Source organism: Plesiomonas sp., from assembly GCF_051652165.1.
Classification (GTDB): Bacteria; Pseudomonadota; Gammaproteobacteria; order Enterobacterales; family CAMTGL01; genus Plesiomonas.
In genome coordinates this window covers 30,892-41,976 of record NZ_JBOFTR010000001.1, presented here as the reverse complement: position 1 = coordinate 41,976, position 11,085 = coordinate 30,892, and the positions used below count along the sequence as shown (strand labels likewise).

The window sequence follows — 11,085 nt, the reverse complement described above, 5'->3', positions numbered from 1 at the left end:
GGGTTATAGGCCGATGGCGCTGCGGTGTGCTTCGAGTAAATCAACACCGTTGGCACGCTCAATCATGTTGATGGTGTCGATTTCGATCAGTTCTTCACCGTTAATGGTGAGTTTGTAGTAGGTGGGTGAAAAGCTGATTTTGGTGGTTGAGCTGTCGCCTTGTTTGGTATCACCGCCGTCAATTTCTTTGTGACGACCCAGAACGACAACTTCAACGGCTTGTACTTCTGCGGTGTCATCACGCTGAATTGAGCCGGTAAAGCGCAGTTGCACGGCGTTGGCTTTTGCTGCACCCCATTGTTTGAACACGAGGGCTTCTGTACCGCCGAGGGTAAATTCACATTCGAGTGCGCCGTCATCCAGACCCAGATCAATGTCTGTTGCGCCGTTCATGCCACCACCACGGTATTTTTCAAATTTGCGGGTGAGTTTTGGCAGGGTGAATGACTCAACAATGCCCATCCAGTTGTTACCGGCGTTGAACAGGTTGAGGTATTTGAACTTGCGTGGTAATGCCATTTATTGTTCCTCTTAGCCTTTAACCTGTGATGCGAAATCCATCAGGTAGGTATCTGTAATGCGTTGGCGCAGCATCAGGTTTTCTAATGGCGGCACGGGGGTGTAGTCATAATCGAGTGTTAGCTTTCCTGCTTTTATTGTTTCTTTGGTGTTGGCATCAGGATTTAGCCAGCAACGACCACCGAGTAAGTACCCGCCTGAAACCATTTCACGCAGCTTGGCGTTGATACCTTCGATGATGTCTCGGGCCAGTGATGGGGTGAGGCTTTTATCAATTGCCCACATATGGGCTTCGGCCATGGTGTCGGCTAGCACTTGTGCTGTGCGGGTGTAGCATTCAAAGGCGAATAGTGGGTCATCAGAGCAGCAGCGTGAACCCCAGAAGCGAAAACCGTCTTTGCGGATCAGGGTGGTGATTTGGTTTTCGTTGAGAAGGCCTGCGTCTGTTGCTGGGTCTTGTAGATCCCAGAACACGTCAGCGGATAAACCTGTCACGCCATTTACGCCGACGTTTGACAGTGATTTGTGCCAGCCTGTTTCTTGGTCAATTTTGGCGCGTAAGCCGAGGGCGCGGGCAGTAGCAAATGCGGTAGTGTTGGCATTGGTGACGGTATCCCAACTAATAAAGTCGGGCCAGATGATCATCAGTTCACGCTGACTGAAGTTTTCGCGGTATGCGATCACGTCTTCAATGGTTTTACAGCCGTTGGCGTTGGCATAGACAAATGCGCGGAGTTGCTGTGCGATTGCGACCAGTTCTGTGGTGACAGCGAGTGTGTCGTGACCCGGCACGCCTAGAATGCGGGGTTTAACGCCAAGCTGTGCTTGAGCAGCAAGCAGGGCTTTCATGCCTGTCTTTTTGCCTTCGGCTGTGACGCTGCCGATGATGTTGGTGGTGGTTTCGGCTTCGGTTTCGCCTTGTTCTACGCGCACAACAACGGTGACGGGTTTGCACTGGTCTGCGATGGCATCCAGTGAGCTGGCCAGTGTTCCGGTTTTTCCGGCTTTGCCGATGGCGGTGAGTACGTCTGTGATCAGTACGGGGGTGTTGAGCGGGAATGCAGTTTTATCTGCGTCATCACCTGTGCAGACCATGCCGATAATGGCGGTACTGACGGTGGTGATGGTGCGCGTGCCTTCGTTAATTTCTTCGACACGCACACCGTGGTGGTAATCTTGGGCCATTTGCGGTTCTCCAATTAAGGTGTTCCGCTATGGTGAAAGGATATCGCGTGACGTGCATTTGGTTCGTATTGTGCGGTGAATGACACAATGAACTGACATGCTGAAATAGCGTTTCTACAAAACGTACAAAACGTTAATTTGGTAACTTTAAAGATCACAGTCAGCAAGTTTTCACTCACTTAACTTTCTTTTCCTGCCACAATTCTTTCTTTTTGAAAAATCAATATTGTCTATTGAATTACCGGTGGTTATACCTGCCTCTCTAATTCTAGCCAAAATAGTTTGTCTTGAAATATTCAGATTTAGTTTGCTTTCAATTTCTCTTAAAAAAACTGGCTCACCTTTATAAAAATATATTGATTTTCTAACTCTAATTCTTTTCTGTTTTGAAATTTGTTCATTAGTTACAGGATTTACTGATAACTTATCTATAGCATCTGTTACTCTAGAAATAGACTTAAGAATTAATCTCAATAAACTACGTGGCACTGGAATGTCTAGACGATTCATTAGCATGTATAGCTCATATATTGCTGAAAAATCAGGGTGCTCAACTGATTTTTCATCTATCCAAGCTTGTATTGTTTCCATGTCAACACAGTGTAGATTTCTTAATAGCTCAATTGGTAATTGACGCGAACCATCTAAATATGCTTTCTTATATTTTTCATTCATTGATTGTTTCATTATCACGCCATTTGTCTGCTTCTCTCTCGCACAGCAAGACAGCTGAAATAGACTGAGCTAGCCGCCACATCAGCTCATTACCAGAACCTCCGGCGTCTTTGTACTCCTCATACGTTTCAAAGTAGCGATAATTTACATCATCACTATCAAACTCTACCTGCAGACGTTCTATTCGCGTCAATGCCAGCATTTGCATTTTGTCAGCCACATCATTTGGTACGGAACGATCGCCTTTTTCCCATCGCTGCCACGTGCGCGGTTCACACTCTCCAATAAACTCAGCAGCTTCACTTACATCTATAAATAGCAAGCGTCTAAGTTGCTTTAATTCGTTGTTTCCCATAATTTCACTCCATAAAAAATGGGGCATTAAGCCCCACTTAATAATTATGCTTCTAACAAACTCTCAACTGCCTGGATGATTTCAAAAAACGGAACGTAGTCGATGCAAGGCATTAGTGAGGGCTTGCCACTCATATCGAATACTGAGCACAGCTCAGACTCAAGATTGCAACGAATATTGCTATCAGTTGACTCCACGGATTTAAAGTCACCATCAGAGTCATAATTGACATGTTCAGCTAGCTCAACATGACCAATGTCTGTCACAAGATCAAACTTCACCATGTCAAAATCAGTGATAGTTTCGATGCGAACGTTTTCAATGCGGAATGCATTCATGATATTTCTCACTTTCTTGAGTCGGTTCGAACCAGTTCCGAACCGTTGAATATATTATGGTCGCTATTGCGACCGATTGCAAGAGTTAATTAAAAATATTCGTAAGCCACGAAACCATCGATGTTCCCATCCAGCCAATTTTTTCCAACCTTTCCTGCTGCAAAAGCCTCATTATATTCAGCCAGCGTAGTGAATACGCGAACAACACGGCTATTTTCTTTGATGTATTGAGCAACTTTATTTGCAGAGAAAGTTACTGGGAGGTAAGTGCGCGGTGCAAATCGGTTTGCGCGGTCAGGCGGAGCTGGATGACCTTTACCATTTTTTAGTTCGTGATAAATCGCAGTCATAGCCAGCTTGATTGCTACCGCGTAGTTACCGACACACTTAACTGTACCGCGAGCCATTTCGTGTGCCGCTTTGAAGATTTCTGATTTAGTCATTTTTCATCTCACTTTATTGAGTTGGTTCGACCCGATGCCGAACCGTTGAATATATTATGGTCGCTATTGCGACCGATTGCAAGCGTTTTCACGTAACAACTGATAAAAAAATATCTTTGTTGATAGTTAAATTCCTCTTGCGCAGATCTTCTCGATAAAGCGTTGTTTCTACAAAACGTTCAAATCAAACAGTTAGTTATAGATATTATCGATATAGCTGTTCCGGTCGGAATTCCGTTCCCTTGGCCACTTGCTGAGTTACCGCCATCAAAATATGGCATCACATTTTTAAAATGGAATGGGGCTGCATTTAGTGCAGAGCAATATCCAAAACTAGCAAAAGTTTTACCAAATTTGCGCCTCAGTGACATACGTGGTGATTACATAATCGGATGGGATGATGGGCGAGGTGTTGACGCTGGCCGTCAATTACTCAGTCACCGCAATGGTTCTATTCCTGCTCACAGACATGGATTACGCACTGTCGAAGCATGGACATCTGAAGCGTGGAATTGGTTCGGAGTTGGTAATGACCATGGCGGTGATGGAATCGTTGCAACTGATAACATGGGAACTCTTAATGGCCCGAACAATGGGATATTAGGGATAATCAGAGATAGTCATTACGTTACTAACATGGACGGCGGTACTGGAGCTCGAGTTCATCCAGATAGTACCGCATTTTTAATGATAGTGAGGGCATCATAATGTCTCTGATTTTTGATGAGCAAGGGCTAGCTATATCTGCTGGAACTGTAACCGTATTCAACTATGATGCAGTAACATATGAGTATGTTTGTAGCAATCGAGAGTATTTACATGTCGGAGTTGGCATTCCGGCGTACTCTGCATTGGACAATCCTCTTCCCCCGAAACTAGGCTTTGCTGTTTGTCGTAAAGTTAATAACTCAGGCTGGGAATATTTACCAGATCATCGCGGTGAAGTTGTTTACAGTACAGAAACCGGTAAGCCAATTGAAATTACAATGCCGGGGGCTTACCCAGATAACACCACACCTCTAAAACCTAAAACGCCGCACGATTACTGGGACGACACACAGTGGGTCACAGATATTGATGCAGTTCATACCGCTGAGGTCGCAAATGCTGAGGCAGAAAAAATAAAACTTCTGTCCATTGCACAGCAGACAATCAGTATCTGGCAAACGCAACTACAGCTAGGCATGATATCTGACAGTAACAAACAAAAACTCATTGAGTGGATGAAATATATTGAGGCAGTACAGGCTGTAGATACCAATGCTGCCCCAAACATTACTTGGCCAGTTCGTCCGGAGGAGTAGGCCATTTGATATCAGGTGCTGTTGATGTATCTACTGCATTAATAGCATCTATATAATCAATCCATAAATTTAACTGATTTTTCTCATCATCAGTAATTCTATTTAATTGTAATTTAGTCTGCAGAAAACTGATTGCGCTCATTGCATATTGAATTAAGCGTGATTTTTTAATCTCCGCTAACTCTATATATTGCTGATGTGATAGTTTTAATTCATCAACCAGAATTGGTTCACAATTACTATTGGCCTGAATAAATTTTCCATTAGCCTGACCATTGATTAATTGAGTGTATAACTCATCAGTGATAGCTATTGCTTTTTCTGGAATCTCATTATTTTCTGCGTTATACAATCCTATCGGCTCAGATGTGAAATATTTCATATTAAAATCCTATTGCTATATATGCCCATGTGGATGGTGACACTGGTAATGATGGTGTTGATAACGTTTGCCCCATCCATTCGCATTGTGTACGTGTTGGAATGTTAAATCTCACATTAGAGTTATCAGCTGCTGCTGCTGCATAATCTACAGGTAAAATAATCATGCATTTATTATTAAAGGCTTCTGGGAAAACAATTAAACCACTGGTAGTAGAACTTACTAATTGTTGTATTTGAATAACATACTCACCTTTCGCCCCATTTATAAATGCGGGAATTCTGATTAATGAACTCGTTCCATTAGCGGCCTCTCGCAGATGAAGGTTTTGTAGAAAGCGTTCTTTGTCTGGAATATCTGCCCCGTTCTGGTCTTTCGATAGCTTCCCCGCGAGTGCATTAATCATCGTTGTTGAGAAGTTCGGATCATTACCTAATGCGGTCGCTAATTCATTTAACGTATCCAATGCTTCTGGTGATGAACCAACCAACGCAGCAATCGCTGATTTTACAAATGCTGCATTGGCAATAGAGGTATCATTTGCTGATGCGGCAGGGGTGGGGGTGGTTGGTTTTCCGGTGAGTGCTGGGCTATTTAACGGCGCGTAATCAGCAGTTACCGTTTTTACAAATGCGGTGGTCGCCAGTTTTGTGGTGTTGTCTGCTTTTACTGGGGTTGGTGCTACCGGTGTACCAGTGAACGTGGGCGAGGCTTTAGGCGCATATTGCGTATGCGGATCGCCGTTGATATGCGCAGCTAACAGATTGTCGGCATAGGCTTTCACTTCAATGATGTTGTCATCAACGTATTTACGTGTTGCGAGCACCACAGATGGGTCAATTTTTAGTGAAACTGATTCTGCATTGCTAACAATCAAGATAACTCTGACAACCTGTGTTCTGCCGCTGCCCTCTTGCAGTTGCGGTTTGTAGGTTTCTGGGCAGTTTGCAATGGCAACCAGTGTGCCGTCTTTATCAAATAGACCCGCTTCACGTATCCACCAACCGCCGACCGTTTCAGGGATCACCTGTTCGGTAATGATTTGGTTTTGGTTGAGAGGGTCGACTGTGAGCAAGTTAATTGCAGCACGGCGACGCTCACCTTTTAGTGCGGTTTGTGCGGGGTCAGGAATGGGCAGACTACCGCCGCCATCACCGACTGCCATGTGGGTAATTTCCAGTTGTGTACCCAATGCGGTTGCGTTTGCGAGCTTTGCTGCACCCAAGTTTGTGAGGATGGCAAAATACTTAGCTGCCATAGAAGATCTCCAGTGTGTCGATTAAGTGCACGGCACTGGCGGTACAAATGTCGCCGCCAACACTGATGCTTTCGGGTAAATAGGGGTAAATGGTTAACGTGTCGCCGACATAACAGGCAGCGCCCACGGTGGCCGTGCCCTGAACTTGCAGTTGAATTGACATGCTGAGCATGTGGCGGCTACAGGGTTTTGCATCAGCAATCAGCCGCTCTAATTCGTGGTACGTTTCTTCGGTGATACCACTTTCTTGTACGCCGATGTCTAATCGGAATGTTCCTGCGGGGTCGTTGGTTTTCCACCACTCAAGTACGCGGATGAGATAACCGAACGGCTCGACAACGCGGCGAACTGCGCTGATCGTGCCTTTGTATTTGTGGATATAAAACGCATCACGGACAACTTGCCGCTTTACTGCTTCTGTCCAGTTTTCATCCCAGCGGTCAACCGAGAATGACCACGCTAGATAGGGCAGAAATTTCAATGGGCAGGTATTCGGATTCCACAGGTCGCGCAGCGGTACGTGCAGATCGCTAATGCCTTTGCATGTTGTTGCAAGTCGCCGCTCTAATGCTGAAGAGCCGGAGGGCAGTAAACTAGGTTCACTCATCAGTGCCACCCAATGTCACTGCCCACTCTGTGCAATATGCGGCCTGTGTTTTATCCAGCACCATATCTTTTGTAGGTTCAGTCAGCGCAACCCGCTGAACGCCTTCGACATGCAGCGCGGCGTACAATGCAGATAATCGGATATCACGCCCGAGTCTGCGCTGGGCGCTGATATAGTTTTGCAGGCGTTCTTTTGCGGCGGCCAGAATGGGTTCAGCTTCTGGCCCTGGATAGACATATAACGCGGCAATGGTTTTGTACTGCACGATATTGGCTGATTGCACGGTGACACGATCAGCAACGGGTCTGACTCTCTCATCATTTAACGCGGCATCAACGATAGCTAGTAGTTGTGCATCGGCTGCACCATTTCCTACGCGAGCCAGCACGGTGACAGTGACTGATGCGGGGGATGGGCTGATAGCACTGGCATCAGCAACACGCCCATCTGCACTCAGTGCATGAAACTCATACGCTGCTGTTGGGCCTGCGACGGATAACCCCTCAAAGGCAGCCGGCACTCTGGCACGTAACGCGGAGTTATCTTCCATTACTGCTGGGATTGGCGGAACAGCGGTATTGTCTGCGGGGGTGATTTCTAACCGGCTGACATTGTTGTTGGCAGCCAGTTGATCAAGATCGCTGTCGATGGCATAGGCTACCATCACGGCTTGGGCCGCTTCATTGACGCGCTGGCGTAGCAACATTTCACGGTATGCATTTTCTTGCAGTAGTTTAACGATAGGTTCGGATTCGAGCTGCAATGTTCGGCGTACGGCATCCTGCTCATTGGCGGGATACAGCAATATCAACGTGCGTTTGCGCTCGTCAAGCAGCACTTCAAAATCAATTATTTCAACGACATTGGGAATGGGTAACTGTGATAAATCAACTACAGCCATGATCACACTCCCAGCGGAATAGATAGGTTGGCGGCGATACCATCGGAACGCATGCCGGAGAGTTCAACGCTCATTCCCCCGTTCATTGCTGTGGTGATCTGAATACTTTGCAACTGAATGCGGGATTCCCAGCGGCTAATGGCGGTATAACTGGCGGCCATGACTTGTAATTTCACCGCATCGTTTTGCGGCCAGTCGAGCAGTTCAGGTAATAGTGAACCGTATTCACGGCGTGCAATGCGCGAACCGACCGGCGTTAGTAAAATATCGCGCACTGATTGGCGGATATGTTCCAGTTCTGTAATGCGCAGGCCTGTGCATTGATTCATGCCGAGATATTTCATTTCACTGGGCCTCCAGAGTTATCAAAGCCTGATTTTACGAGGTTATGTTTATGATCATCGGATACCACCCCATTCGATGAGAGTTTCCCGCCGCTGTGCGTTACATCACCTTTAAGCGTTGCGCCTTTAGTGACGTTTAATCGCGGTGTTTCTAATAAGGTTGAGCAGCGCACTAGAGGTGTATCTAGCAGCACATCAACAGAGGCTGACAGCACTAACTGCTTGATGCCCTCAATCAACAGCCGCCCGTTTTTTGGTTCGTACTCAAAACGCGCACCGTCTGGGAATGTGACAACCAAGGCATCGTCTGATGATGATGGCGGTGGGTTGTCATTGGAGTAGATGGCAGGCAGTGCAAAAGCGGTGGTCAGTTCTCCGCCGATGGCCAACAACAACACCTGCTCACCGACCGATGGCTTCCACCACGTGCGGGATTTCCCCGCGCGCATGGTGAGCCACGGTATCCAGTTAGTTTGCAGTTCACCGCTGGCTACACGGCACAGCCATTTTTCTGCATCGACTTCAATAATGACTCCGGTGCGGATCAGGTTGCGCAGTAGTCGCAGTAATTCGGTTAATTGAGTATTCATGGATGTAGCGTGCCACTGGGCGGCAGCACGCGCATTAATGCGGGGTTGTGTGGTTGGCTACACAATAGCAGGGGTTACTGTTGTAAATGTTCTAGCAGTTGATCACCAAGGTGGGCAATGTCAGCGTCGGTGACACCGAGCAGTTGCCGCTGCGGGTACGTAACCGGTTTACGTTTACCTAATTTTTCACGTAAGCCGTAATGGTGCACGGCAGCAATATATTTTGCTTTACTCTGCCCGAAGTTGATTTCAACAAAATCAGCGGTTGATTTAGTTTGCATGTAACGAGCCAGCCGTATTTTTCGGAACATTTTTTTCCGGTTAATGCGTTTTTTCTTATCGCGCTTTTGTGGTTTTCTTGCTTCATAGGTCGAACCGTCAGGGTTCTTTTGCAAGTCGATACGTAGCTGTTGTGATTGACGTAAATCTCGGGCCCATTCTTTTGTGAGCTTCATACGCTGTGTTGGCGTAAGTTTCCCCAGTAAATTAATAATCCAGTCATCAACTTGGGCAAATTCCATTAGTTCCACCCCCATTCATCTGGGTCGGCAGGTGATGGCTCGTCAACGGCTTCTACAACCAACTTTCCGCCTTTTTCACTCACGATGACCCGTTCTGTCAGCATCAGATCAATACTGATGTCGCAGGTTTTATTGTTGAGAATATCAGCCTCAAATGTGAGTGCGCGTTCTCGCTTCTCTGGGTTATTCAATACGTCAGGTTGGTTTACTCTTAGCCATGCAATTATCGGCGCAATGAGTAAGTTTTGGTTACCTGAAAAATTCATCACTATCACATTGAGTGTATAGCTGTACTCAAATGACAGGGACGTGGCCAACGTAGAAACAACGCTGCCTTTATCGATAAACAAGCTCAGGTTCTCGGGGTTATCTTCAAGCGCAGGGACTTTTTCACAAAGAAATGTCCGTAATGATTCCGGCTTTTTCATGTTGCTTTTCCTGACAGTCAACGATCATATCTATTTTTGCGGCACAGGCTGCCCATGCTGCGATGATTGCATCCCCATCATCACGCAGTTCACCGTTGGTTTTCGGGTTGGCTGCGGGGAGTTGGCAGCGGGTTACTGCTGGACAGGTGCGCACGATAACTTGCAGCGCCGGTGATGGTGGGGCGCTGCTGCATGCGGATAATGTCAGCAGGCAAAGGGGTATTAGCCCAGCGTTTAAGTGCCGCATTTTCATTGATTAAGTCCTTTATCCGTTGGTTTTTTTCCGTTTCGCTTTGGCTCAGTGCATCAAGCTGCTGCTGCATGGATGCTTGATAGATATCGTTCTCTTTTGCGATAGCACTGATGGCGATGAGCTGTTTATTTTTTTCTGCAATATATGCCTGTGCGGTTGCAAGACTCTCTGTGAGTTCGGCGTTTGTTCGTTGCTCGGTGTGTAGTCTGAATGTTTGAAACAGTGACGATGCAATAAGCACTGCAATGGCAATACCGATGACGATTCGCATTAACGTGCTCCCAGCATGCAGTGTTCGAGTTCTCGGCTTCGGCGATTAGCAAGGCCGGCACTTTTAACCCCGTTGACATACACCCAGCGGCTCAACTGCTGGCAGGCTTTCACCCACTCTTTTTTGTTGATGAAGTGTGCCAGTGTTGAACGACAGGCGGCAGTTGGGCCGATATTAAACCCCCAACTGATCACAGCATCATAAACCTGTGGTGGCATATCGACAGGCATGCAGTGGTCAATGTATTTTTCGGTTTTTAAGACATCAGCAACCAGATATTCAGCCGCTTTTTTTTCGGTGATCACACTCTTGGGTGTTACGCCTGCGGTGTGCCCGACTCCGTTCGTCCAGACATTTGCGCTGCATTGGTAGGGGGTTAATCGGCAACCTTCAAAGTCAGCCAGTAACTGCAACCCGTCATCAGAGATTTTCAAATGCTGATAGCCGGTAACGAGCGCGGCCAGTGCAAGCACGGTAGCAATGGCACAGCGTTTAACGATTGAGTTGTTCATAGATGTCCTTACTCAAGGTGTCGCTCTTATCTTTAAATAGCTGGAATGTTTTGCGACGGTAGTACCAATTCACAAAGAACGTGCCAAAGCCGAGTACTGTGCCGGATAAAAACGCGACTTCTTGTACATTCAGCCCGCCCAGCCATGCAAGAAAGAGCGCGAGTGTGTAGGACATGGCGGTGGTGATTTTCTCCATAAG

At 46.7% G+C, this 11,085-nt stretch carries 20 protein-coding genes; 2 read left to right on the top strand and 18 right to left on the bottom strand.

What is annotated here, in order from left to right; genetic code table 11:
• Window positions 1-3: 3 nt before the first annotated feature.
• The 6 genes from ACRC53_RS00270 to ACRC53_RS00245 all read right to left on the bottom strand — a co-directional run bounded on the left by ACRC53_RS00270 (window position 4) and on the right by ACRC53_RS00245 (window position 3,515).
• Complete coding sequence (locus tag ACRC53_RS00270) at window positions 4-519, bottom strand: phage major tail tube protein (RefSeq protein WP_438641590.1); 516 nt, start codon at window positions 517-519, stop codon at window positions 4-6.
• A 12-nt stretch (window positions 520-531) separates the two neighbouring features.
• A complete protein-coding gene (locus ACRC53_RS00265) occupies window positions 532-1,704 on the bottom strand; it encodes a phage tail sheath protein (RefSeq protein WP_438641589.1) in 1,173 nt (390 codons plus the stop codon).
• A 171-nt stretch (window positions 1,705-1,875) separates the two neighbouring features.
• On the bottom strand, window positions 1,876-2,391 hold the full coding sequence (locus tag ACRC53_RS00260; RefSeq protein ID WP_438641588.1) for a hypothetical protein: 516 nt from the start codon (window positions 2,389-2,391) through the stop codon (window positions 1,876-1,878).
• Window positions 2,372-2,734, bottom strand: coding sequence for an Aca2/YdiL-like domain-containing protein (locus tag ACRC53_RS00255; protein WP_438641587.1), 363 nt, complete (start codon window positions 2,732-2,734; stop codon window positions 2,372-2,374). Before ACRC53_RS00255 ends, ACRC53_RS00260 begins: the two co-directional genes overlap by 20 nt.
• A 44-nt stretch (window positions 2,735-2,778) precedes the next feature.
• Window positions 2,779-3,072: an AcrF10 family anti-CRISPR protein gene (locus tag ACRC53_RS00250; RefSeq protein ID WP_438641586.1), complete on the bottom strand. Its 294-nt coding sequence runs from the start codon at window positions 3,070-3,072 to the stop codon at window positions 2,779-2,781.
• Window positions 3,073-3,161: 89 nt separating this feature from the next.
• Entirely contained in the window at window positions 3,162-3,515 is a 354-nt protein-coding gene (locus ACRC53_RS00245) for a hypothetical protein (protein ID WP_438641585.1), read from the bottom strand.
• Window positions 3,516-3,677: 162 nt separating this feature from the next.
• Between ACRC53_RS00245 and ACRC53_RS00240 the strand changes: the two genes are divergently transcribed.
• Window positions 3,678-4,223: a phage tail protein gene (locus ACRC53_RS00240; protein WP_438641584.1), complete on the top strand. Its 546-nt coding sequence runs from the start codon at window positions 3,678-3,680 to the stop codon at window positions 4,221-4,223.
• The gene (locus ACRC53_RS00235; protein ID WP_438641583.1) at window positions 4,223-4,819 is read left to right on the top strand and encodes a tail fiber assembly protein; all 597 of its coding nucleotides are present in this window, start codon (window positions 4,223-4,225) and stop codon (window positions 4,817-4,819) included. The genes ACRC53_RS00240 and ACRC53_RS00235 overlap by 1 nt, the downstream gene beginning before the upstream one ends.
• Here the strand turns inward: ACRC53_RS00235 and ACRC53_RS00230 are convergent.
• The 12 genes from ACRC53_RS00230 to ACRC53_RS00175 all read right to left on the bottom strand — a co-directional run bounded on the left by ACRC53_RS00230 (window position 4,791) and on the right by ACRC53_RS00175 (window position 11,082).
• A complete protein-coding gene (locus tag ACRC53_RS00230; RefSeq protein WP_438641582.1) occupies window positions 4,791-5,201 on the bottom strand; it encodes a tail fiber assembly protein in 411 nt (136 codons plus the stop codon). The two genes, ACRC53_RS00235 and ACRC53_RS00230, sit on opposite strands and share 29 nt — an antisense overlap.
• 1 nt (window position 5,202) lies before the next feature.
• Window positions 5,203-6,459, bottom strand: a complete 1,257-nt coding sequence (locus ACRC53_RS00225) for a phage tail protein (protein WP_438641581.1) — start codon at window positions 6,457-6,459, stop codon at window positions 5,203-5,205.
• Window positions 6,449-7,066: a phage tail protein I gene (locus tag ACRC53_RS00220; RefSeq protein WP_438641580.1), complete on the bottom strand. Its 618-nt coding sequence runs from the start codon at window positions 7,064-7,066 to the stop codon at window positions 6,449-6,451. Before ACRC53_RS00220 ends, ACRC53_RS00225 begins: the two co-directional genes overlap by 11 nt.
• Complete coding sequence (locus tag ACRC53_RS00215; RefSeq protein ID WP_438641579.1) at window positions 7,059-7,967, bottom strand: baseplate assembly protein; 909 nt, start codon at window positions 7,965-7,967, stop codon at window positions 7,059-7,061. Before ACRC53_RS00215 ends, ACRC53_RS00220 begins: the two co-directional genes overlap by 8 nt.
• 2 nt (window positions 7,968-7,969) lie before the next feature.
• Window positions 7,970-8,311 (bottom strand): GPW/gp25 family protein, encoded by a 342-nt coding sequence (locus ACRC53_RS00210; RefSeq protein ID WP_438630357.1) that lies wholly within the window; start codon window positions 8,309-8,311, stop codon window positions 7,970-7,972.
• Window positions 8,308-8,901, bottom strand: a complete 594-nt coding sequence (locus ACRC53_RS00205) for a phage baseplate assembly protein V (protein ID WP_438630359.1) — start codon at window positions 8,899-8,901, stop codon at window positions 8,308-8,310. The genes ACRC53_RS00210 and ACRC53_RS00205 overlap by 4 nt, the downstream gene beginning before the upstream one ends.
• Window positions 8,902-8,975: 74 nt before the next feature.
• Complete coding sequence (locus ACRC53_RS00200) at window positions 8,976-9,422, bottom strand: phage virion morphogenesis protein (RefSeq protein WP_438623877.1); 447 nt, start codon at window positions 9,420-9,422, stop codon at window positions 8,976-8,978.
• Window positions 9,422-9,850 (bottom strand): phage tail protein, encoded by a 429-nt coding sequence (locus ACRC53_RS00195; RefSeq protein WP_438623878.1) that lies wholly within the window; start codon window positions 9,848-9,850, stop codon window positions 9,422-9,424. The genes ACRC53_RS00200 and ACRC53_RS00195 overlap by 1 nt, the downstream gene beginning before the upstream one ends.
• The gene (lysC, locus tag ACRC53_RS00190) at window positions 9,813-10,058 is read right to left on the bottom strand and encodes an Rz1-like lysis system protein LysC (RefSeq protein WP_438641599.1); all 246 of its coding nucleotides are present in this window, start codon (window positions 10,056-10,058) and stop codon (window positions 9,813-9,815) included. The genes ACRC53_RS00195 and lysC overlap by 38 nt, the downstream gene beginning before the upstream one ends.
• Window positions 9,940-10,374 (bottom strand): Rz-like lysis system protein LysB, encoded by a 435-nt coding sequence (gene lysB / locus ACRC53_RS00185; RefSeq protein ID WP_438641578.1) that lies wholly within the window; start codon window positions 10,372-10,374, stop codon window positions 9,940-9,942. The genes lysC and lysB overlap by 119 nt, the downstream gene beginning before the upstream one ends.
• Entirely contained in the window at window positions 10,374-10,886 is a 513-nt protein-coding gene (locus ACRC53_RS00180; protein ID WP_438641577.1) for a lysozyme, read from the bottom strand. The genes lysB and ACRC53_RS00180 overlap by 1 nt, the downstream gene beginning before the upstream one ends.
• Window positions 10,867-11,082 carry an HP1 family phage holin gene (locus ACRC53_RS00175; RefSeq protein WP_438623881.1) on the bottom strand — a complete coding sequence of 72 codons (216 nt, stop codon included), beginning with the start codon at window positions 11,080-11,082 and terminating at the stop codon, window positions 10,867-10,869. Before ACRC53_RS00175 ends, ACRC53_RS00180 begins: the two co-directional genes overlap by 20 nt.
• Between the last annotated feature and the right edge of the window lie 3 nt (window positions 11,083-11,085).